The 19,882-nt window shown below is 51.8% G+C and carries 21 protein-coding genes; 13 read left to right on the plus strand and 8 right to left on the minus strand.

Features of this window, described 5'->3' with window-relative positions; genetic code table 11:
* Positions 1–7 precede the first annotated feature (7 nt).
* From mltB to lipB, 5 genes are all read left to right on the plus strand, one after another.
* Positions 8–997: a lytic murein transglycosylase B gene (mltB, locus tag EYZ66_RS02190; RefSeq protein ID WP_009574444.1), complete on the plus strand. Its 990-nt coding sequence runs from the start codon at positions 8–10 to the stop codon at positions 995–997.
* Between the two features lie 65 nt (positions 998–1,062).
* Complete coding sequence (locus EYZ66_RS02195) at positions 1,063–1,785, plus strand: septal ring lytic transglycosylase RlpA family protein (protein WP_139042513.1); 723 nt, start codon at positions 1,063–1,065, stop codon at positions 1,783–1,785.
* Positions 1,786–1,841: 56 nt separating this feature from the next.
* Complete coding sequence (locus EYZ66_RS02200) at positions 1,842–3,011, plus strand: D-alanyl-D-alanine carboxypeptidase family protein (RefSeq protein WP_009574446.1); 1,170 nt, start codon at positions 1,842–1,844, stop codon at positions 3,009–3,011.
* Between the two features lie 12 nt (positions 3,012–3,023).
* A complete protein-coding gene (locus EYZ66_RS02205; protein WP_009574447.1) occupies positions 3,024–3,293 on the plus strand; it encodes a YbeD family protein in 270 nt (89 codons plus the stop codon).
* Positions 3,294–3,356: 63 nt separating this feature from the next.
* Positions 3,357–3,968 carry a lipoyl(octanoyl) transferase LipB gene (gene lipB, locus EYZ66_RS02210; protein WP_040815742.1) on the plus strand — a complete coding sequence of 204 codons (612 nt, stop codon included), beginning with the start codon at positions 3,357–3,359 and terminating at the stop codon, positions 3,966–3,968.
* Here lipB and EYZ66_RS02215 read toward each other — a convergent pair.
* The gene (locus tag EYZ66_RS02215) at positions 3,965–4,492 is read right to left on the minus strand and encodes a response regulator transcription factor (protein WP_009574449.1); all 528 of its coding nucleotides are present in this window, start codon (positions 4,490–4,492) and stop codon (positions 3,965–3,967) included. The genes lipB and EYZ66_RS02215 overlap by 4 nt on opposite strands.
* Positions 4,493–4,495: 3 nt before the next feature.
* Positions 4,496–5,755 (minus strand): sensor histidine kinase, encoded by a 1,260-nt coding sequence (locus EYZ66_RS02220; RefSeq protein ID WP_160195577.1) that lies wholly within the window; start codon positions 5,753–5,755, stop codon positions 4,496–4,498.
* 206 nt (positions 5,756–5,961) lie between these two features.
* On the opposite strand from EYZ66_RS02220, the gene EYZ66_RS02225 reads away from it, so the two are divergent.
* Complete coding sequence (locus tag EYZ66_RS02225; RefSeq protein WP_009574451.1) at positions 5,962–7,545, plus strand: peptide chain release factor 3; 1,584 nt, start codon at positions 5,962–5,964, stop codon at positions 7,543–7,545.
* A gap of 15 nt (positions 7,546–7,560) precedes the next feature.
* Here the strand turns inward: EYZ66_RS02225 and EYZ66_RS02230 are convergent, their stop codons facing one another.
* From EYZ66_RS02230 to EYZ66_RS02255, 6 genes are all read right to left on the minus strand, one after another.
* Positions 7,561–8,043 carry a glutathione peroxidase gene (locus tag EYZ66_RS02230; protein ID WP_009574452.1) on the minus strand — a complete coding sequence of 161 codons (483 nt, stop codon included), beginning with the start codon at positions 8,041–8,043 and terminating at the stop codon, positions 7,561–7,563.
* Positions 8,044–8,064: 21 nt separating this feature from the next.
* Positions 8,065–9,228, minus strand: coding sequence for a fatty acid desaturase (locus EYZ66_RS02235; protein WP_009574453.1), 1,164 nt, complete (start codon positions 9,226–9,228; stop codon positions 8,065–8,067).
* Positions 9,229–9,272: 44 nt separating this feature from the next.
* Complete coding sequence (locus EYZ66_RS02240) at positions 9,273–10,139, minus strand: endonuclease/exonuclease/phosphatase family protein (RefSeq protein ID WP_009574454.1); 867 nt, start codon at positions 10,137–10,139, stop codon at positions 9,273–9,275.
* Positions 10,140–10,143: 4 nt separating this feature from the next.
* Positions 10,144–11,484 (minus strand): glutamine synthetase family protein, encoded by a 1,341-nt coding sequence (locus EYZ66_RS02245; RefSeq protein WP_009574455.1) that lies wholly within the window; start codon positions 11,482–11,484, stop codon positions 10,144–10,146.
* A 121-nt stretch (positions 11,485–11,605) separates the two neighbouring features.
* Positions 11,606–12,439 carry a response regulator transcription factor gene (locus tag EYZ66_RS02250; protein ID WP_009574456.1) on the minus strand — a complete coding sequence of 278 codons (834 nt, stop codon included), beginning with the start codon at positions 12,437–12,439 and terminating at the stop codon, positions 11,606–11,608.
* A gap of 21 nt (positions 12,440–12,460) precedes the next feature.
* On the minus strand, positions 12,461–14,176 hold the full coding sequence (locus tag EYZ66_RS02255; protein WP_009574457.1) for a proline--tRNA ligase: 1,716 nt from the start codon (positions 14,174–14,176) through the stop codon (positions 12,461–12,463).
* A gap of 196 nt (positions 14,177–14,372) precedes the next feature.
* On the opposite strand from EYZ66_RS02255, the gene EYZ66_RS02260 reads away from it, so the two are divergent.
* The 7 genes from EYZ66_RS02260 to tolQ all read left to right on the plus strand — a co-directional run bounded on the left by EYZ66_RS02260 (position 14,373) and on the right by tolQ (position 19,881).
* Positions 14,373–14,624: an FmdB family zinc ribbon protein gene (locus EYZ66_RS02260; RefSeq protein ID WP_009574458.1), complete on the plus strand. Its 252-nt coding sequence runs from the start codon at positions 14,373–14,375 to the stop codon at positions 14,622–14,624.
* A gap of 61 nt (positions 14,625–14,685) precedes the next feature.
* A complete protein-coding gene (gene aspS, locus EYZ66_RS02265) occupies positions 14,686–16,464 on the plus strand; it encodes an aspartate--tRNA ligase (RefSeq protein ID WP_009574459.1) in 1,779 nt (592 codons plus the stop codon).
* Between the two features lie 82 nt (positions 16,465–16,546).
* Positions 16,547–17,065, plus strand: a complete 519-nt coding sequence (gene ruvC / locus EYZ66_RS02270) for a crossover junction endodeoxyribonuclease RuvC (RefSeq protein WP_009574460.1) — start codon at positions 16,547–16,549, stop codon at positions 17,063–17,065.
* A gap of 9 nt (positions 17,066–17,074) precedes the next feature.
* A complete protein-coding gene (gene ruvA, locus EYZ66_RS02275; RefSeq protein WP_009574461.1) occupies positions 17,075–17,692 on the plus strand; it encodes a Holliday junction branch migration protein RuvA in 618 nt (205 codons plus the stop codon).
* Between the two features lie 15 nt (positions 17,693–17,707).
* Positions 17,708–18,760 carry a Holliday junction branch migration DNA helicase RuvB gene (gene ruvB / locus EYZ66_RS02280; protein WP_009574462.1) on the plus strand — a complete coding sequence of 351 codons (1,053 nt, stop codon included), beginning with the start codon at positions 17,708–17,710 and terminating at the stop codon, positions 18,758–18,760.
* A gap of 11 nt (positions 18,761–18,771) precedes the next feature.
* On the plus strand, positions 18,772–19,167 hold the full coding sequence (gene ybgC / locus EYZ66_RS02285; RefSeq protein WP_412767113.1) for a tol-pal system-associated acyl-CoA thioesterase: 396 nt from the start codon (positions 18,772–18,774) through the stop codon (positions 19,165–19,167).
* Between the two features lie 3 nt (positions 19,168–19,170).
* Positions 19,171–19,881 (plus strand): protein TolQ, encoded by a 711-nt coding sequence (tolQ, locus tag EYZ66_RS02290; RefSeq protein ID WP_009574464.1) that lies wholly within the window; start codon positions 19,171–19,173, stop codon positions 19,879–19,881.
* Position 19,882 lies beyond the last annotated feature (1 nt).

The following is a 19,882-nucleotide window of genomic DNA, read 5'->3' on the forward strand; positions in this document are numbered from 1 at the left end:
GTTAGTGATGGTTAGAAGATTGCGGTGGTTGGGTTTAGTGGTAGCGATTTCAGGAACCGGCGCCTGGGCCGATTACAGCGATCACCCGGAATTGAAGCTTTCAGAGCTTACATCACAGTTAGAGGCCTTTGGGTATACTGAGTCTGAGTTGGTCGATATCTTTCGTGCAGCCGAGAAAAAACAGTCGATCATCGATGCAATCTCTCGGCCCGCTGAAAAGGTGTTGGCTTGGCACGAGTATCAAAATATCTTCTTAACGGAGCGCCGTATCAAAGAAGGCTTGGAATTCATGCGGGCTCATCAAGAGACCTTAGCACGTGCAGAGCGAGAGCTGGGTGTCCCTGCTGAAGTCATGGCCGCAATTATCGGAGTCGAAACCTACTACGGTCGTATCGCAGGTTCGTATCGAGTGATTGATGCTTTATCCACCTTGGCTTTTGACTACCCTAAGCGATCAACGTTTTTTCGCAAACAGCTGGTCGAATATTTGCAGTTAGCCAAAGAGCAAAAAATTAACCCATTAGAGCCAAAAGGCTCTTATGCAGGAGCAATGGGTTTTGGGCAGTTTATGCCCAGTAGCTATCGGGCGTACGCCATCGATTTTGATGGCGATGACTTCGTTGATATTTGGAATAATGAAGCCGACGCGATAGGTAGCGTAGGGCACTATCTAAAAAGGCACGGTTGGAAAACAGGGCAACCGATCACACTGCCGCTAAAAAAAGAACAATTTTTGGCCTCAGAGTGGCTCACTGACGATTTAAAGCTCAGCTACACCATCGCTGAACTCCCTGCCGCGGCTGCCGCGCTTGTTAGCTCAAGTTTGCCGTCCGATAGCTTGATTGAGCCTATTGAGATGGAAACCGAAGTTGGGCCACAGCAGTGGCTGGTGTTCAATAATTTTTATGCTATTACCCGTTACAACCACAGTCGCATGTACGCTATGGCGGTGACTGAATTGTCGGAGGCATTAGCTGCGGGGTTGCGAGAGCAGTGATTCGGTGGGCCTTAATTGGGCTGCTCTCGATCGCGATCTGCGGCTGTACCGACGGGCGCTATCGTATGCGTCAAGACAGGGCGCCTGCCGTGCCTGTTTTGGCTCATCAGGTCGCCGACGCAGTCCCTCGCGCCGAGGCAATCCGAGCCGCTGGCAACAAATCACCTTATACCGTTAACGGTGAAACCTATTGGGTGATGCCCTCGGCTGTAGGCTTTGAGGAAACTGGCACGGCCTCTTGGTATGGCGCAAAGTTTCACGGCGAGCTGACGTCTAATGGTGAAGTATTTGACATGTACAAAGCCTCGGCGGCTCATAAAAGTTTACCGATACCTACGTTTGTAAAAGTGACTAACTTAGATAACGGCCGCAGTATGGTCGTTCGCGTTAACGATCGCGGTCCGTTTCACAGTGATCGTATTATCGACTTATCTTACGGCGCTGCAGTGAAGTTGGGTTTCGATCAGGTCGGCACAGCGCAGGTGCATTTGGAGGTCTTATCCATTGAGGGTACTGAAGACTTGCGCGCCAGCACTGATGACGACTATCGCTATTTACAGGTGGGGGCGTTTTCGTCTCGTGATAGCGCCGAGCTCCGCCGTCAAGAACTGCAAAATAGAACGACTTTTCCTGTGTTCATTAGTCCGGCACGGTTTGCCAACAAAATAGTGTATCGAGTCCGAATTGGTCCCATCGATGATTCAAAAGAGCTAGGGGCCCTCGAGAACCGCCTGCTCGAGGCTGGATTTAAAGAGTACAGCCGTATTCGCGAAGGCGTAGCGCTTTGATCGTTAAGTCTGATCCGTTAACATCTACATGTCGATCTAGAAGGAACAAAATTCTCATGCAAAAACTACTGGCCACCGCGGCCGCTCTGGGGTTTAGCGTATCGGTTTCCGCTGCCATCATTCCCGCACCACCAGAGGTCGCTGCGAGAGCTCATTATTTAATCGACGCTACTACCGGCTATGTCATTGCTGAGAGCAACGCGAACGAACAGCTTCCTCCGGCCAGTCTGACCAAGTTGATGACAAGTTACGTGCTGAGTTACGAGATTGAGCGCGGTCGAGTGGCGTTCGATGACAAGGTCTTGATCAGTGAAAATGCCTGGGCACAAAACCCCATATTCAAGGGCTCGTCACTGATGTGGCTAGAGCCCGGCATGGAGGTCTCTATTAGCGATTTGGAAAAAGGCATTGTTATCTCGTCGGGTAATGATGCAACAGTCGCTATTGCCGAGCATCTAGCGGGCAATGAAACAGCTTTCGCGGACATGATGAACACTCATGCGCAGCGTTTGGGCATGAACGACAGCTACTTTGAAAACTCACACGGTTTACCGTCGCCTAATCATCTCACCACAGCGCATGATCTTGCGCTGTTGGCGAAGGCGATCATTCAGGATTTTCCAACGCATTATCAAATCTACGCTGAGCGCGATTACACATTTAACAACATCAAACAATACAATCGAAATACGCTGTTAGGTGAAGACCCGTCTGTTGATGGTTTAAAAACGGGGTATACCAGCGAGGCGGGATACGGCCTAGTGTCCTCGGCAAAACGCGGCGATATGCGTTTGATTTCGGTGGTGCTGGGTACCAGCAGCGCTAAAACTCGCGCGAGCGAAACGCGCAGTTTGTTGAACTACGGGTTCCGGTATTTCGAAACTGCGGAACTACTGCCCGCTGAGCGTGAGATGGAGAAACCCGAGGTATGGATGGGTCTGGCCGATTACCTGAGTGTGGGTGTTGTCGATGCCATCACGTTAACATTGCCGAGAGGTGAGCGCCGAAATGTTGCGCAAGTTGTGACCTTGAATGAACCCCTGTCAGCCCCCATCAAAAGAGGTGACGAAGTGGGGCGCGTCAGTTTACGCCTCGACGGAGAGCAAATCTATGAAGGGCCGGTCGTTGCGTTACACGATGTCGAGGAGGCTGGCTTTTTTGCGCGTTTGTGGGATCGCATTCTAATGTGGATCGATACACTGTTGTCGCCCGAACCTAAAGAATAGGAAGCCAGTCGCATGAGTCAGCCGGAACCGCCCAAAATCGAATTTCCTTGCGATTACCCCGTCAAAATTTTAGGTCGGCAATGCGACCATTTTGAAACAACCATTTTCGAGATTGTAGAAACCCACGCGCCGGGATTTGATCGAGCGCAGATTTCTCGCAAGGTCAGCCGCGAGGGTACGTTTTGCTCGCTCACGATTACCATCACCGCAACGGGAGAACCGCAATTAGCCGCAATGCATCAAGCATTAATGGATTCTGGCTTAGTGAATATGGTGATTTAGTGCCCACCCTGTTCGTGGTTTTGTTGTAGAGGGAATCGCGTGTCCTTTCCCGTTTTGCATAAAATGTTGGGCCGAGCTGACTATGCTCGGACCTATGCGGCCATGCGCCTATTTACAGATAGCAGGCTAGCCGACACCCCCGATGAATTATGGGCCTTGGAGCACCCGCCAGTATTTACTCAGGGTCAGGCGGGCAAAGCGGAACACTTGTTGGCACCGGGTAATATTCCTGTGGTACAGACTGATCGTGGTGGGCAGGTAACCTACCATGGCCCCGGGCAATTGGTAATTTATCTGCTGATCGATCTGAAGCGGCGTAAACTCGGCGTCAGACAGGTGGTGACGCTCATTGAAAACGCTATTATCGAAATTTTGGCGGATGAGTTTGGCTTGCCGGCGCAAGCGGATCCTAAGGCTCCGGGGGTTTATGTTGACGGGCGCAAGATTGCCGCCTTGGGCTTGCGTGTCCGCAAGGGGTGCACGTTTCATGGTCTAAGTTTGAATGTCGATTGTGACTTAGAGCCGTTCGCCAGGATTAACCCTTGTGGTTATCAAGGTTTGGCTGTGACGTCCGTGCAACAAGAATGCCCAGGCAGAACCTTGAGTATCTGGTCGATTGGTGAGCAGCTTCAGAGTCGGTTGTCGAAGCTGTTAAGGGACTGTGCCGGAGATTAGCGCGCCACCGGCTTTTTGGCGAGAATGCGCTGTAGTGTGCGTCGATGCATACTTAAGGCACGAGCTGTTGCCGATATATTGCCATCATGTTCCTGCAGTACTCGTTGAATATGCTCCCATTTCACGCGCTCTACCGAGGGTGGCTGATCAGGTATTTTCGTCTCGGATGGTTTTTTCCCGGTGAAGCAGGCAACAATGTCCCGCAGTTTGGTGGGTTTGCACAGATAGTCATGGGCGCCAAGGCGAGTCGCCTCAACGGCCGTGGCAATACTTGAATACCCCGTTAAGATCACGATTTTGGCGTTGGGCCCCAAGGTTTCGATGAGTTTTGGGAGCAGTGTCAGACCGCTGGTCTCGCCTAAGTTCAGATCGAGGAGCACGAACTCGGGGCGCCAAGTTAACGCTTTAGACAGGGCGGAATCTGCGGAGCACTCGAATGTCGCTTCAAACCCCTCGCGCTCGAATGCACGTTGTGCCGTCTCTGCAAAGGTCCGATCATCATCAATTATCAAGACACGTTGCATGCGCTAACACCTTTCTCGTGGCAATATCACTGTCGTCAGCGTGCCGCCGTCTGCGGGTTGATGATGCAACAAACTGCCGCCGTGATTATTGATGGTCGCGTGAGTTAGCATCAGGCCAATACCAAGCCCCTTTTCTGAGTCTTGAATGACGGTTTTGCCGATCTGTGTGAGTATTTCGCTGGGAATGCCCGAGCCGTAATCGCGAATCGCGATCTGAATTTCCTTGCCGTAGCAGCTTAGGGTGACTTCAATAAGTTCGCTACCCGCCTCCAGCGCGTTGTTAAGCAAATTTTCGATGGCGGGGGCGAGTGTCTGATCTATCTTTATCGAGGCATCTTGGGACTGTTCATCGGTTTGCAGCGCAATGTGTGCTTCGGGTCGTTTATTTTTCCACTGTGCGATAACACCCTCGAGCCAAGGTTTGGCGAGCTGGCTTGACTGCACTCTGAGTTTGTCGATTTCTGCTCGACTGGCAAGTTTTCGCGTGATCTGTCCGCATTGGTCTAGTCGTTCTTCCATTGCGTTGAGTAGGCTTTCGACTTCGGGCGTATTACCACACAGGTGTTTAAGTTCGTCTGCATACAGACTGAGCGTATTTAATGGGGTGCCCAGTTCATGCGCGGTGGTCGCGGCCATGGTGGCAATCGCATGGATTTGCTCGTTGCGTAAATTGTTTTCGCGTAACTCGGCGGCTCTTTTCTCACGTTGACGCATAGCATGGGCCATACGGCTGACTACGAGCACAACAAGGGCTGCGCTAAACGCAAAGTTGAACCACATGCCTAAAATGTGCGTGTTGCCCGCGGGGCCATGCACATTTGTGTGGCTCATGGCTGGCGACAGGGGGCTAAAGGGTAGGTGGTAATGGAGCAGCAGGGTATACGCCAGTAACGCTGCGAGCGCCATGACTGCTGTGAATTTTTGATGCAGCACAGCGGCGCTAATAATGACGGGTACAAGCAAATAAGAGATGAACGGGTTGTTGGCTCCCCCTGTAAGATACATCAAAAAGCTCCACCCTAAAATGTCGACGGCGATTTGTTGTGACAGCTGCAAATCGGTGACCGCCTGCTTTTCGCGGAAGTACCAGGCACTAATCGCAGTGATGGTAGCGAGTACAACGAGCGCTGTTGTGCTTTCGGTAATGACATCGGAGTCGGACGTGGTCGTGGCGAGATAGAGCAGCCCCACAGCAAAAGCCGCTAGTGCTAGTGCTCTGACAATAAAAAGCTGATTTAGGTGAACTTTGGACAGATGAGGCATATTGATCTCCGATGCGGTCAAGTATACCGATAGAACCTCGCAATGCGCTATGTGTCTGTTGGCTTAGAGCATAGGGAAAAGGAGCTCGCTGAAATGTCTAAAAGTAGCGTCTTGTCGAGGCCTGAGCTAACGGTTGTTGTGTAAGTGGCCGACATCGGCGAAAATTGCGCCCCTCAAATGCACAGTCACAAGACGATACCCTAACTATGTCTGATAACTACCTGCCGGCCTCGGCCTCTAATCGACGAACTTTCGCGATTATCTCGCACCCCGACGCGGGTAAGACGACTATTACCGAGAAGCTGCTGCTGTTGGGTAGCGCAATACAAGTGGCGGGCTCGGTCAAAGGTAAGCGTGGGCCACATGCGACCTCCGATTGGATGACCATGGAGCAAGAGCGCGGTATTTCAGTGACCTCGTCGGTGATGCAGTTCCCCTACCATGAGCGCACGGTGAATTTGCTGGATACGCCGGGACACGAAGATTTTTCGGAAGATACCTACCGCACGTTGACAGCGGTCGATTCAGCTCTCATGGTCATTGATGGCGCCAAGGGCGTAGAGGATCGCACCATTAAATTAATGAATGTGTGCCGCTTGCGCGATACGCCGATTTTTAGCTTTGTGAATAAGCTCGATCGCGATATTCGAGACCCTATCGAATTGCTCGACGAGATTGAGGATGTGCTTGATATTCAGGGTGCACCTATCAACTGGCCGATCGGTATGGGGCGTCATTTCAAGGGCGTATACAATTTATACACCGATACCATTCACTGCTTTAAACAGGGTCACGGTCACACCTTGCACCCCGATGAGCGCATTCAGGGTTTGGATTCAGATGCCGCGCGTACTTTGCTAGATGACGAGTACGACGATTTTGTGGACACGATAGATCTGGTCAGAGGCGCTAGCCACGAATTTTCTCTGGAAGAATTTTTGGCTGGCCGCTTAAGTCCCGTTTACTTTGGCACCGCACTTGCCAACTTTGGTGTGCGCGAAATGCTCGATGATTTTGTCGAGTGGGCACCGAAACCTCAAGCCCGTGAGACGACAGTGCGCACAGTCGCTGCGGAAGAGTCAGACTTCTCTGGGTTCGTATTTAAAATCCAGGCAAATATGGATCCAAAGCATCGAGACCGTATCGCCTTTTTGCGGGTTTGTTCTGGGCAGTACACCAAGGGTATGAAAATGCACCACGTGCGGTTGGGCAAGGAACTCCGTATTGCTGACGCAGTGAGCTTCAAGGCTGGTGATCGTGTTTTAGTTGAACAGGCCTGCGCGGGCGACATTATTGGTTTGCATAACCACGGCACCATTCAGTTGGGTGATACATTTACGGCGGGCGAATCGCTGCAGTTTACGGGTATTCCTCATTTCGCACCGGAGCTTTTCCGACGCATTCGATTGAAAGACCCGATGAAAGCCAAACAGCTGCAAAAGGGTTTACAGCAGTTGTCTGAGGAGGGCTCGACCCAGGTGTTTTCGCCTTTGCGATCCTCTGATTTGATTGTGGGCGCGGTGGGGCAATTGCAGTTTGACGTGGTTGCGTATCGTCTGAAAGACGAATACAAAGTTGAAGCGATCTACGAGCCGGTCAGCGTCTACACAGCGCGCTGGGTAGACGCGAAGGACCCAAGGAAACTGGAAGAGTTTCGTAAAAAGGCAGAAGAGCATTTGTCCGTTGATGGGGGCGGGCACTTGACCTACCTTGCCCCTACTCGTGTGAACTTAAATCTGATGCAAGAACGCTACCCGGATATCGTATTTCGCGCGACACGCGAGCATTAAAGCCCATTGGCTGCCCTAGCTCGCTAGGGCTTTTTCAATATCCTGCTCCAGCGCTTCGGGCTTGGTTAACGGCGCATAACGCCCAATGACTTCACCGTTACGGCCGATCAAAAACTTGGTAAAGTTCCATTTGATTCTGCTGGTGCCAAGAGCGCCCTTAGCTTCTTTTTTGAGATAATCGAATAGTGGGTGCGCACCAGAGCCATTGACGTCAATTTTTTGATGCATAGGAAAGCTAACGCCATAATTTTTGACGCAGAAATCTAAAATCTGATCGTTGCTGCCCGGGTCTTGGCCGCCAAATTGATTACACGGAAACCCTAAAATCACTAAGCCTCGCTCTTGATACTTCTGGTATAAAGACTCCAGACCCTCGAACTGTGGTGTAAAGCCACACTTGCTCGCGGTGTTAGTAATGAGCAGCGCCTTGCCACGGTATTGCTCAAGTGCGACCTCCTGACCCTGCATGTCCTGAACTGTATAGTCGTAAATCGTCATGTCAACTCCTGTTCGCTATGGTTAAGCAGCTGCTAAAGATTGAGATTGCTCGAGTAATAACTGCACGCGGCGTTGCTGGTTGCGAAGATTAAGTTCCAGTAGTTTAAGTTGGTCGCGCAGTTGAGTCTGTTCCCATCGCTGTTGGAGTTGAGCTCGACGTTGCGTCCACACCTCGCCGAGTGCCTCTTTGTGCTTTTCATAGCGTTGAGATTGCAATTCCCGCCATTGTCTGACGGATTCGGAGAATGCGGCGTACTCATGCTCGAGCATTTCTCTGAGCGGGCAGTTATCGTGTTGGTCTAGTTGGCGCCGCGCTCGCTCAAACGTGGTATCCATGATGGCCCGTTGAATTTTGAAGTTATCAACGCGCACCAAATTCCAACATAAGCCCACCTTGCTTAAACCAAAAATAAGCCACTTAGTTGGGTCCCATTGCCACCAACGAATGCCGTTTCGATAGTCAGTTTGGAAAATGTGGTGATAGTTGTGGTAGCCCTCGCCGTAGGTCAAAAACGCTAAAAAGCCATTGTCGCGAGCGCTGTTGGCTTCAGTGTAGGGCCGTGTACCCCAGTAATGGGCGAGCGAATTTATAAAAAAGGTGACGTTGTGATTAACCACTAGACGCACTAAGCCAACGCTTATTAGCGTTCCCATGATATCGCCCAGTAATACACCAATACCGATGGGCAACGCGATGTTCATGAACGCCGTAATGGCTACGTAGTGCTTGTGTTGCCACTGTAAGATAGGGTCTTGCAGGAGGTCTTTGATGTTCGAAAAGTCCTCCGTGTTGGTGGTGTAATCTCTCAGCATCCAGCCGATGTGGCTAAACCAAAGACCTCTTCCGGCAGAGTAGGGGTCATGGTCATTATCGTCGACATGACGATGGTGACGGCGATGATCCGATGCCCACACGAACACGCTATTTTGTAAGGCACCTGCCCCCCATACGGCAAACCAGAACCTCACAACGGGATGCGCTTGGTAGGCTTTATGGGCCCAGAGTCGATGGTAACCTGCCGTAATTCCTAGGCCGTTAAGATACAGAAACGCCAGAGCAATTAGCCACTGCGTGCCAGTAAAGCCCGCATACCAGGCCCACAACGGGGTGATCACTACAGCGAGGATGGGGAGGCCTATGAATAGCATGACCATTAGGGGGCGTATTTGGGGTTTATCACTCATAGATCGATTCGTACTCTTGTCTTGCATTGAGCGTAAAAGTGTACCTATCTTTTTGGTAAAGGTCTTTCGATTTCCGTTGGGCGGCGAAAAGCCAATTCGGGGCTCGCGGCTTGGGTTGTGCGGATCGTCATCATTAGGGGGGTATGATCAGAGTGTTCGCTGTGTTCAGATTGTGCTGCGAGTACCTCCAAATTTTTTGTGAGTATGTGGTCTAGAGGGTACGAAAATGGTCGCACGCGGTAGTCGGGGTCGAAGTTGGTTGCGATTAATTCGTGCCGTTGTATGAATCGCTGCAGGATTTCGGTTCGGGCCTTGGACCATGTGTTGAAATCGCCGGCCACCACAATAGGCCCAGTGTACTGATCTATCACGTCAGAGATCGCATCGAGTTGTTCCTGCAACTCTTGCGTGCCAAGGCTGAAGTTAATGGCATGAAGGTTCACTGCGAGCAAGATCTGGTCTGCGGTTCGCAGCGCACTGACCAAGGTGGCTTTTGGCGTGAGTAACCACGGTTCTTCGTGTTGCCAAGCGCAACTCATTAGTGTCTCGAGGGTGGTGACGATGCCTACGCCTGAGCTCTCGTTGTCAAAGGTACGATAGCCGGGTGAAAAGGTATCGGTGGCATTCAGGGTCTTGGCGAAATCCCGTTGGATAGAGGCGATCGACTCTTGAGTCATAATGATTTGCGCAGGCGTTTCTTCCAGCCACGCGAGTGCGGAGGGTTCCGCGAATTTTTGAACGTTCCATACGAGCAACATGAGTGGCTCGGGCGACTTCGTTTTGTCTAAATTCCCGTACCCGGTTAGCTGATGAACTTGCTGTCGGCAGCTTGCAGGCGTGGTCGCCTCGATAGCATAGCTTTTGGCTGTAATCGCCAGAAGCAAGCATAGAGTGATGTGCGATAGTTTCATAGCATCAGTATTGCAGGTAAGTTTGATACTCCATAGTACTAATATAGCGCCGAAATTCTAAAATTTCTTGTTCTTTTGTCAGAGCAATATGGCGCCTTAGCTCGGGGCTGAGGCCCTCAGCGATAAAGCTCGACGCAGAAAAGATGTCGACCGCCTCGTGAATGTGGACTGGCAATGGATCGATAGTCTGTGCATAACCATCACCCCTTATCGGGGGAGGCGCGGTGAGTTTGTTGTTCAAGCCATCCCAAGCGGCCGCAAGCACGGCGGCCATGACTAAGTAGGGATTTGCCTCGGCGCCTGCCACGCGATGTTCAATGCGCCTCGATTTCGTTGCGCCGGTTGGAACACGCAATGCGACCGTGCGGTTTTCGTAGCCCCAGGCCGGGTAGGTTGGGGCGTGAACGCCGGGCTCCAAGCGCCGATAACTGTTGATGTGAGGTGCAAAGATTAGGGTGCAATCGCGCATGTGCTTCAACATGCCCGCAATGGCGTGTTGCAAAAGTTCGGAGCCTTGTTCTTGGCCATTGTCAAATAGATTACGGTCATCGTTATCTAAAAGGCTCATGTGAATGTGCATGCCGTTACCGGATTCGCCGATGAAAGGCTTGGGCATGAAGGTTGCGACGAAGCCGTGCTTGCTCGCTACGCCCTTGACTAAGCGCCGCATTTGTAGGATCTGACGCGCTGCCAAAAGAGGGTCGGAATGATGCCGCATGTTGATTTCGTATTGCGATGGTGCCGATTCTTTTACGACGCCATCAAACGGCAGTGACTGAATCTGGCAGGCTTGGCGAATATCATCGAGGAGAGCTTCGTGTTCGAGAAGTGAATCGATTCCGTACAGATTGCCGCCGATGGGGAGTTCGCCCGGTAATGTTTTACTGGTGTGGACCGGGCGTTGGTGATTGAGCGTCACCAAGCTAAATTCTAGCTCGCCAGCGACTACGGGATGCCAGCCCTGCGCGTGGTATTTGTTGACAATGGCTTGCAGGACTTGCCGAGGGTCTCCCATGTAGGGTGAACCGTCTTGATTTAGCATGGTCAGTTGGCACTCGCCGTAGCGCTCGCCAGGTGACCAAGGCGTCGCTTGAAGGGAGCCCTCAACTGCAGCACACAAACCGTCTTCATCGCCTGATTCGAACACGAGCTCTTCGACGTCACGCCCCCAAACGTCCAAATTTAGGGCTGACTTGGGCAGCTTCGCATCGCCACTAAACAGTTTGTCGAGCTTCTGAACAGGCACCCATTTGCCCCGCATGATGCCGTTGCAGTCGGGCATGATTGCTTCAATGGTTGTGATGTTGGGGTAGGTTTTTAAAAACCACTCGGTCTCTATGGTCATGCCTAAAATTTCTGCAAAACGATAGTGTCTCAGCTGAGCTGGGTGAATCGTAGAGGGATAATTGACCTGCGTGGGTTAGTTCGATGTTACTGGGTAGGTATCGACTTTCTGTACTGGGCATCTAGGCCATATAAATAGAGAGAGGGTCTTCACCTTTTGCCTCACCCACGCACGATAAAGACGCAATAAACAGGCTAAATAAATCCGCTTGGGAGTTGATGTCGAGTTTTTTATACAAATTTTTGCGGTGCCTTCGATAGGTTTCCAGCGCGATGCTGAGTCGTTCAGCGCCCACCTCAGCGCTGTAGCCCTTCAGCATGAGTTCGAGTACCTCGTGCTCGCGCGCTGACAATAGCGAGCTGCCAAAGGTCTTAAAAGCTTGGTCGATCTGATAGTCAATGCCGGGCTGAATCAGGTAGTCGATTGCGAACTGTTGGTTTCTGGCATGGGCTCGAATTAAGGCCGAAACCGTGGGCGCGAGAGAATACAGAAGTTGGTACTCACTATCTAAAAACTCACCTTGTTTTGGTAATCGCATGATGCTTAAGTTGATTACGCTACCGTCATCGAGTTTGCTTAAAAACACCAGCTCGTCGACGGTGCCGGTATCACCGTAATAGGTCTGGTAGTAAACGCTGTCTTTTAGATTTCCGCTGATGCGACCCAGACGGTAAATCGAGCCTTTCGGGTTGTCCATCGAGACCTGATAAAAGGGGTCCTCTCGGTACGGGCCCTCTAAATATTCGTCGATTTGCGCAGGGATCGCATGCTTCGGGATATCGTGATAGACCACTTGGGGCGGCAGGTCTCTGTGGTACAACCAAACTTGTGGGTAAGACAAAGGAAGCATTTCGCGCAACGCTGCAATTAAGGCAGGGAAGAATTCGGCACTGCCCTGTGCGTCGACTGTCAGTGACAACGCTGTGTTCCAGCGCGTTATGGTTGATAGGTCCATGCGTGCTCCCCAAAGGGTCGTTTAAGCGAGGCCAAGCTTGCTCATTAACACGGTAAGCGTATCTGTCACCGCAATGTTCTCGGAGTCAGGGGCAGCGCGATGCTTATACTCCAATTGCCCTTCGGCAAGTGAGCGGTCTCCAATCACAATGCGATGTGGAATACCGATAAGCTCCATGTCAGCGAATTTGATGCCGGGTCGCTCGTTGCGATCATCTAGCAGCACTTCAATCCCCGCGTCTGTGAGTTGGGCGTATAAAGTTTCGGCAGCTTGAGCAACGGCCTCTGACTTTTGCATATTCAAAGGTACGATGGCGACTTGATATGGGGCCATTGCATCGGGCCAAATGATGCCTTTGTCGTCGTGGTTTTGTTCGATAGCGGCGGCAACAATTCGGCTAATACCAATGCCGTAGCAACCCATCGACAGGGTTTGCGCTTTGCCGTTGGCGTCCAAAACCTGAGCATTCATGGCTTCGGAGTATTTTTGTCCGAGTTGGAAAATGTGTCCGACTTCAATGCCGCGCTTAATTTCAAGGATCCCTTTCCCGTCGGGGCTGGGGTCGCCTTCGACGACTTCACGTAAATCAGCGATGTGGGCGGCGGTGACATCGCGCTCCCAATTCACCCCGGTCAGGTGATAATTGGGCTTGTTGGCGCCGCAGGCAAAATCGGCCAGCACCGCCGCGGCGCGGTCGACGACAACGGGTATAGACAGACCGACCGGACCAATAGAGCCAAAACCCGCACCACAGACTTTAATCGCGTCTTGTTCTTCAGCCATTCGTAATGGTGACGCGACTTGGGGAAGTTTTTCAGCTTTGATCTCGTTTAAACGATGGTCGCCGCGCACGACGAGTGCAATCCAGTCGCCTTCTTGTGCTCCGGCGACTATTAATGTTTTGACGCTTTGTGCTGGGTCGATCCCTTGTGTGGTCGCAAGGTCTTCAATCGTTTTGACTCCTGGGGTATGAAGCTCAGTCATGGGCTGGCTGGGTGCTGGCCGTTCAATGTTGGGTGCTACTGCCTCCGCAAGCTCGACATTCGCAGCAAAGTCGCTTTCGTTGCTAAACGCGATGTCGTCTTCACCCGAGTCAGCAAGCACATGAAACTCGTGCGAGTGGCTGCCGCCAATGCTCCCTGTGTCGGCCTCTACCGGGCGGTACATTAAACCTAAGCGATCGAATACATTGCTGTACGCGCGATGCATGACCCAGTAAGTCTCTTCCAGTGAGGCTTGGTCGATGTGGAACGAATAGGCGTCTTTCATGGTGAATTCGCGCGCTCGCATCACACCGAAGCGGGGGCGGATTTCGTCTCGAAATTTGGTTTGGATTTGGTAAAAATTTAGCGGCAATTGCTTGTAGCTCGAGAGTTCATTTCGAGCGATGTCGGTAATCACCTCTTCATGGGTGGGGCCCAAGCAAAACTCACGCGTATGGCGGTCGTGCATGCGAAGTAGTTCGGGGCCATATTGCGCCCAGCGACCAGACTCCTGCCATAATTCGGCCGGTTGAACGACAGGCATGAGCAGTTCGATTGCCCCAGCGGCATCCATTTCTTCGCGAACAATACGTTCTACTTTGCGCAAGACCTTAAGGCCTAGAGGCATCCAGGTGTATAAGCCCGAAGCCAATTTTTTGATCATGCCGGCGCGCAGCATTAAGCGGTGGCTAATCACTTCGGCGTCTGCGGGTGTTTCTTTAAGCGTGGAAATTAGGGTTTGGCTCGTGCGCATAGTGATCTCATGACCTAATAAAAAATAATCTGAAAGTGTAAGCCTTGCAATGCAGACCGTACAGCCCCATATCGGCAAGACACGGCAATTTACCCCAGTAAATCGGCTTCTTAGCTTGGACTTGGGGTGCTCGTGGGTTAGAATTTCGCGCCGAATTTTCGGTTTGGCTTAATCATGCGTGAGAAGAGGATTATTCATGCCGATTTACGAGTATGCGTGCAGCGCTTGTGAAGCGACGCACGAGGCTTTACAAAAAATCAGTGACGAGCCTTTAACTTTGTGCCCCAAGTGTGGCAAAGAAACGCTAAAGAAAAAGGTTTCTGCAGCAGGGTTTCGCCTGAAAGGCGGTGGGTGGTACGAAACCGATTTTAAGAAAAGCGGCCAAAAGAATTTAGCTGGAGATACCTCGAGTAGTGCCAGCTCAGGAAGCTCGTCGGGTGGCGATTGAGCTAACAGCGTATTTTATGAACGGCAAAAGCCGTTCAGTAACACAGCAATAGGTAATCAATATGCGCAGTCATTTATGTGGCGTTCTAAGAAGCGAGCACATCGACCAAACCGTGACATTGTGTGGGTGGGTGGATCGTCGCCGTGACCACGGTGGTGTCATTTTCTTAGACGTCCGCGACCGCGCAGGTATTGTGCAGGTAGTGTTTGATCCCGACACGGTTGAGGCCTTTGCTTTGGCAGACCGCGTACGCAGTGAGTACGTGTTGAAAATTACCGGGCGGGTGCGGGCTCGAACAGACGCCACGATCAATCCGAACATGGCCACCGGTCAGATTGAAGTGCTTGGCAAGGAGTTGGTGATACTAAACCAAGCCGAGACGCCGCCGTTTCAGCTTGATGAGCACACGTCGGTTTCGGAAGAGGTGCGCTTGCACTATCGGTACATGGATTTGCGCCGCACTGAGATGCAGCAAAAGCTTGTGCTTCGTTCAAAAATTACCAGCGCGGTGCGAGCTTCGTTGGAAGATCAGGGCTTTTTAGACATAGAAACGCCCATTTTAACGCGCGCTACTCCTGAGGGTGCACGTGATTATTTGGTACCCAGCCGCACCCACCCAGGTCAGTTTTTTGCACTGCCGCAATCGCCGCAGTTGTTCAAGCAGCTCTTGATGGTGTCGGGTTTTGATCGTTACTACCAAATTGCCAAGTGCTTCCGTGATGAAGACTTACGTGCCGATCGTCAGCCTGAGTTTACCCAGATAGATATCGAGGCCTCATTTATCGATGAGTCCGATATCATGGGTATCACCGAAACCATGATTCGTGAATTGTTTAGCTCGGTATTGAATGTGGATTTGGGTGACTTCCCACGCATGACCTACGCGGATGCGATGGAGCGCTTTGGTTCTGATAAGCCAGACCTGCGCATTCCTTACGAGCTGGTGTCGGTCGATGACTTGATGCAGCAAGTCGATTTTAAAGTCTTCAGAGCACCTGCGGACGATCCTGAAGGGCGCGTGGCAGCGCTTAAAATCGATGGCGGCGCACAGCTCAGCCGCAAAGCGATTGACGACTACACGGATTTTGTCGGCATCTACGGTGCTAAAGGTTTGGCCTGGGTTAAGGTGAATCAGTTGGCCGAGGGTGTTTCCGGCTTGCAATCGCCGATTTTGAAGTTTATGCCTGACGAGATCGTCATGAGCTTGATGGAGCGTATCGACGCTAAGGACGGCGACATTGTGTTCTTTGGGGCTGGCAAACGTCAGATGGTTGAAGAATCGATGGGCGCATTGCGTATCAAAGTCGGTCACGATATGGGCGCAGTTGCTGCCCGCTGGGCGCCGCTTTGGGTGGTGGATTTCCCAATGTTTGAAAAAGCAGGCGATGGTTCCTGGACGGCCTTGCACCATCCATTTACCTCGCCGTCGTGCACCCCTGAAGAGCTCGAGGCCAACCCCGGGCAGGCACTAAGCCGCGCTTACGATATGGTGTTGAATGGTACCGAGCTGGGTGGCGGTAGTATTCGTATCCACGATCAGGCAATGCAGCGCGCGGTCTTTCGAGTGCTGGGCATTGAGGCCGAAGAAGCCGAAGAGAAGTTTGGGTTCTTGCTGCAGGCCCTGAAATTCGGTGCGCCACCACACGGTGGCTTGGCTTTTGGCTTGGATCGTTTGGTGATGTTGATGACGGGCGCCCAGTCTATCCGCGACGTGATTGCCTTTCCGAAAACACAGAGCGCAGCCTGTGTGATGACCGATGCGCCGGGAACTGTAGACGCCAAGGCATTGCGCGAGTTGAATATTCGTCTGCGTGAGCAAAAAGCGCAATCTGCCGAGTAATCTATTGCGCCAAGAAATTGGCGCACACGCTGTGAATCTCAGTAAGATGTGATCTAATAAGCGCACACGTTCAGGTGCGCTTATGGCAATCATATTAGGCATAGATCCTGGCTCGAGGAAAACGGGCTTTGGCATCATCGAATTCAATCAGGGTAAGTCAAGATACGTCACTAGCGGTGTTATACGCTTGGTCGATAGAGCCATTCCCGCTAGGCTGAAGGTACTGTCTGAATCCCTGGAAGAGTTAATCCAATGCTACAGTCCGTCTGAGCTTTCTATTGAGCAAGTGTTTTTAGCACGAAGTGCTGATGCCGCTTTGAAGCTGGGGCATGCGCGCGGTGCCGCTATTGTGGCTTGCGTGACCCGCGGTATGAGCGTGAACGAATACTCGGCGCGACAAATCAAACAGTCGGTCGTGGGGTCAGGCGGGGCGGACAAAAGTCAAGTGCAGCACATGGTATCAAGGTTGTTGTCCTTGCCGGGGGTGCCCGCAGAAGACGCCGCCGATGCCCTTGCTGCCGCACTGTGTCATGCACACACACAATCCAGTATGATTCATATTGCGGGTGCGACGTCGGTTGCACGCAAACGCTTGCGTTAAGGAGTTACAGTGATAGGCAGTATTCGCGGCCGATTAATTGTTAAGCAACCCCCCGATATTGTCGTCGAGGCGGCTGGCGTAGGTTATGAAATTCAAGTGCCGATGACGACCTTGTTTCAGTTGCCGGCACTGGGCGATGATGTACTCATTTTGACCCATTTTGTGGTGCGTGAAGACGCGCAGCTTTTGTACGGTTTTGTTGACGATACCGACCGACAGTTGTTCCGCCAGCTTATTAAAGTGAATGGTGTGGGCCCCAAGCTCGCCCTGGCGATTTTATCGGGTATGGATGCCGTAGCTTTCGCTCGCTGCGTGGGTCGTAATGATGTGAGCGCACTGGTTGCTTTGCCTGGGGTGGGTAAAAAAACGGCCGAGCGTTTAATTGTGGAGATGCGCGACCGCTTGGGTGATTGGTTGAGTCAGTTGTCGCCTCAGGGTGAAAATGCCGGTGGGATTGTTGGTGCTACTATCGCCCATGACCCAATAGCCGATGCGGAAAGTGCGCTGGTGGCTTTGGGTTACAAACCTCAAGAAGCGAGTCGTTTAGTGCAATCGGTAGCCGGTGATCAGGATCTTGATAGCGAGACCCTCATTCGGCTCGCATTGCGCTCGACGGTGTCGAAATAAGTAAAGGGGAATTCGGTGATTGAAACAGACAGACTTATTGCTCCGCAGGCGGAAGGTCGCGCCGAAGAAGCGATTGATCGAGCGATACGTCCGAAATCACTCGCTGACTACATTGGTCAGTCGGCCGTTAAAGAACAAATGGATATTTTCTTGTCTGCGGCAAAAGGTCGTGGAGAACCTTTAGATCACACCTTGATCTTTGGTCCTCCTGGTTTGGGTAAGACGACCTTGGCATCAATTATTGCCAATGAAATGGGAGTGTCATTAAAAACCACATCGGGTCCTGTGTTGGATAAAGCGGGTGATATTGCAGCTTTGATGACGAATTTAGAGCCTGGCGATGTGTTGTTTATTGATGAGATTCACCGTTTGAGCCCCTTTGTAGAAGAAGTTCTTTATCCGGCGATGGAGGACTACCAGCTCGATATTATGATCGGTGAGGGGCCCGCGGCACGCTCCATTAAACTGGATTTACCGCCGTTTACACTGGTCGGAGCGACTACGCGCGCGGGTTTGTTGACTTCACCCTTGCGTGACCGATTTGGCATTGTACAACGTCTAGAATTTTACAACGTTGCAGATTTGGCCACCATTGTGGCGCGTTCAGCCAAGATTATGGGCGTTGATATGGAGGAGGGTGGCGCGGTTGAAGTCGCACGCCGTTCGCGCGGAACCCCGCGTATCGCTAACCGTTTGCTGCGCCGTGTTCGAGATTTTGCGGAAGTCAAAGGCGACGGCATCGTTACGCAGACTATTGCCGATCGTGCCTTGGATATGCTGAACGTTGATGTGCAAGGGTTTGATCACCTCGATCGTCGTTTATTGCTGGCTATGATCGAGAAGTTCGACGGTGGCCCCGTTGGGGTGGAGAGTTTGGCGGCGGCCATTTCAGAAGAACGGGGTACCATCGAGGATGTGATTGAGCCTTATTTGATTCAGCAGGGTTATATGATGCGGACACCCCGAGGGCGAATGGTGACTCGCAATGCCTATTTGCATTTCGGGTTGGATGTTAAAGGCGCTTTGAGCCCGCAGAGCGAACTGCCAATCGATGGTGTCAGTGAATGAATCGGTTCGCGTTGCCTGTTCGAGTCTACATCGAGGACACCGATGCTGGCGGTATCGTTTATTACGTGAATTACCTCAAGTTCATGGAGCGTGCACGCACTGAATTCATGCGCACATTGGGCTTTGGTAAAGAGGGCATTTTTAATGATGGCCTTATGTTTGTGGTGCGTGATGTCAAAATTCGGTACCTCAGCAGTGCAGTGTTGGATGACGACTTGCACGTTACGGCAGAGCCCACGCTAGCGAAAGGTGCCCGTTTTATCGTTCGTCAGGCGGTGTACCGAAACGATGAACTCTTGGCAGATGCACTTGTCGAATGTGCATGCGTCAATCGAACGACTCAAACCCCAGTGCGCTTGCCTACAGTTATGCATGATGCGCTATTAAAAGTCATGAATGGAGGCTAAGTCTTGGAAGAGCAGTTAAGTTTGTTGGATCTAGTGCTGGAAGCCAGTCTTACGGTACAAGCCGTGATGGCCATGCTGGTACTCGCATCGATAACCTCATGGTTCATGATTGTGAAACGTGGCTTATATTTTCAGCGCGCTAAATCTGCGATGCTGGATTTTGAAGACGCCTTTTGGTCGGGTTCAGACTTGTCGTCGCTCTACAAAGATGGCTCGGAGCGAGCAGCGAATGGCGAACTCATTCTTGGCATGGAGAGCTTGTTCCGTGCGGGCTTTAAAGAGTTTTCGCGCTTGGCACAGCAACCTGAAATGGATGCTGACGCCATTCTAGAAGGAGCGCGACGGGCCATGCGAGTTGCGATGTTGCGCGAGGAGGAGCGGTTAGAGCAAAACTTGTCCTTTCTGGCGTCGGTGGGCTCGACCAGTCCTTACATCGGTTTGTTTGGAACAGTGTGGGGTATTATGCATTCGTTTCGAGGTCTGGCCAGCAGCTCTCAGGCAACGCTTGCTACCGTAGCTCCTGGTATTTCTGAAGCTCTGGTCGCGACGGCTATGGGCTTGTTTGCCGCGATCCCCGCCGTGCTTGCGTACAACCGCTACACTGCCAGAGTGGATGTATTCGTGAACCGCTACGATACCTTTATGGACGAGTTTTCAGGTTTGCTGTATCGCCAAGCTTATGCCTTAAAGCAGCGTCAGCAGGAGCAAGCCTGAT

The organism is Aequoribacter fuscus, assembly GCF_009910365.1.
Lineage (GTDB): Bacteria > Pseudomonadota > Gammaproteobacteria > Pseudomonadales > Halieaceae > Aequoribacter > Aequoribacter fuscus.

Excerpts from the sequence above, each read along its gene's own strand:
- aspS (WP_009574459.1), top strand. The coding sequence starts at position 14,686 with ATGCGCAGTCATTTATGTGGCGTTCTAAGAAGCGAGCACATCGACCAA.
- EYZ66_RS02225 (WP_009574451.1), top strand. The coding sequence starts at position 5,962 with ATGTCTGATAACTACCTGCCGGCCTCGGCCTCTAATCGACGAACTTTC.
- EYZ66_RS02230 (WP_009574452.1), bottom strand. The coding sequence starts at position 8,043 with ATGACGATTTACGACTATACAGTTCAGGACATGCAGGGTCAGGAGGTC.
- EYZ66_RS02250 (WP_009574456.1), bottom strand. The coding sequence starts at position 12,439 with ATGGACCTATCAACCATAACGCGCTGGAACACAGCGTTGTCACTGACA.
- EYZ66_RS02245 (WP_009574455.1), bottom strand. The coding sequence starts at position 11,484 with ATGACCATAGAGACCGAGTGGTTTTTAAAAACCTACCCCAACATCACA.
- EYZ66_RS02240 (WP_009574454.1), bottom strand. The coding sequence starts at position 10,139 with ATGAAACTATCGCACATCACTCTATGCTTGCTTCTGGCGATTACAGCC.
- EYZ66_RS02200 (WP_009574446.1), top strand. The coding sequence starts at position 1,842 with ATGCAAAAACTACTGGCCACCGCGGCCGCTCTGGGGTTTAGCGTATCG.
- EYZ66_RS02255 (WP_009574457.1), bottom strand. The coding sequence starts at position 14,176 with ATGCGCACGAGCCAAACCCTAATTTCCACGCTTAAAGAAACACCCGCA.
- ruvC (WP_009574460.1), top strand. The coding sequence starts at position 16,547 with ATGGCAATCATATTAGGCATAGATCCTGGCTCGAGGAAAACGGGCTTT.
- EYZ66_RS02205 (WP_009574447.1), top strand. The coding sequence starts at position 3,024 with ATGAGTCAGCCGGAACCGCCCAAAATCGAATTTCCTTGCGATTACCCC.
- lipB (WP_040815742.1), top strand. The coding sequence starts at position 3,357 with ATGTTGGGCCGAGCTGACTATGCTCGGACCTATGCGGCCATGCGCCTA.
- EYZ66_RS02220 (WP_160195577.1), bottom strand. The coding sequence starts at position 5,755 with ATGCCTCATCTGTCCAAAGTTCACCTAAATCAGCTTTTTATTGTCAGA.
- EYZ66_RS02195 (WP_139042513.1), top strand. The coding sequence starts at position 1,063 with ATGCGTCAAGACAGGGCGCCTGCCGTGCCTGTTTTGGCTCATCAGGTC.
- EYZ66_RS02235 (WP_009574453.1), bottom strand. The coding sequence starts at position 9,228 with ATGAGTGATAAACCCCAAATACGCCCCCTAATGGTCATGCTATTCATA.
- EYZ66_RS02215 (WP_009574449.1), bottom strand. The coding sequence starts at position 4,492 with ATGCAACGTGTCTTGATAATTGATGATGATCGGACCTTTGCAGAGACG.
- EYZ66_RS02260 (WP_009574458.1), top strand. The coding sequence starts at position 14,373 with ATGCCGATTTACGAGTATGCGTGCAGCGCTTGTGAAGCGACGCACGAG.
- mltB (WP_009574444.1), top strand. The coding sequence starts at position 8 with ATGGTTAGAAGATTGCGGTGGTTGGGTTTAGTGGTAGCGATTTCAGGA.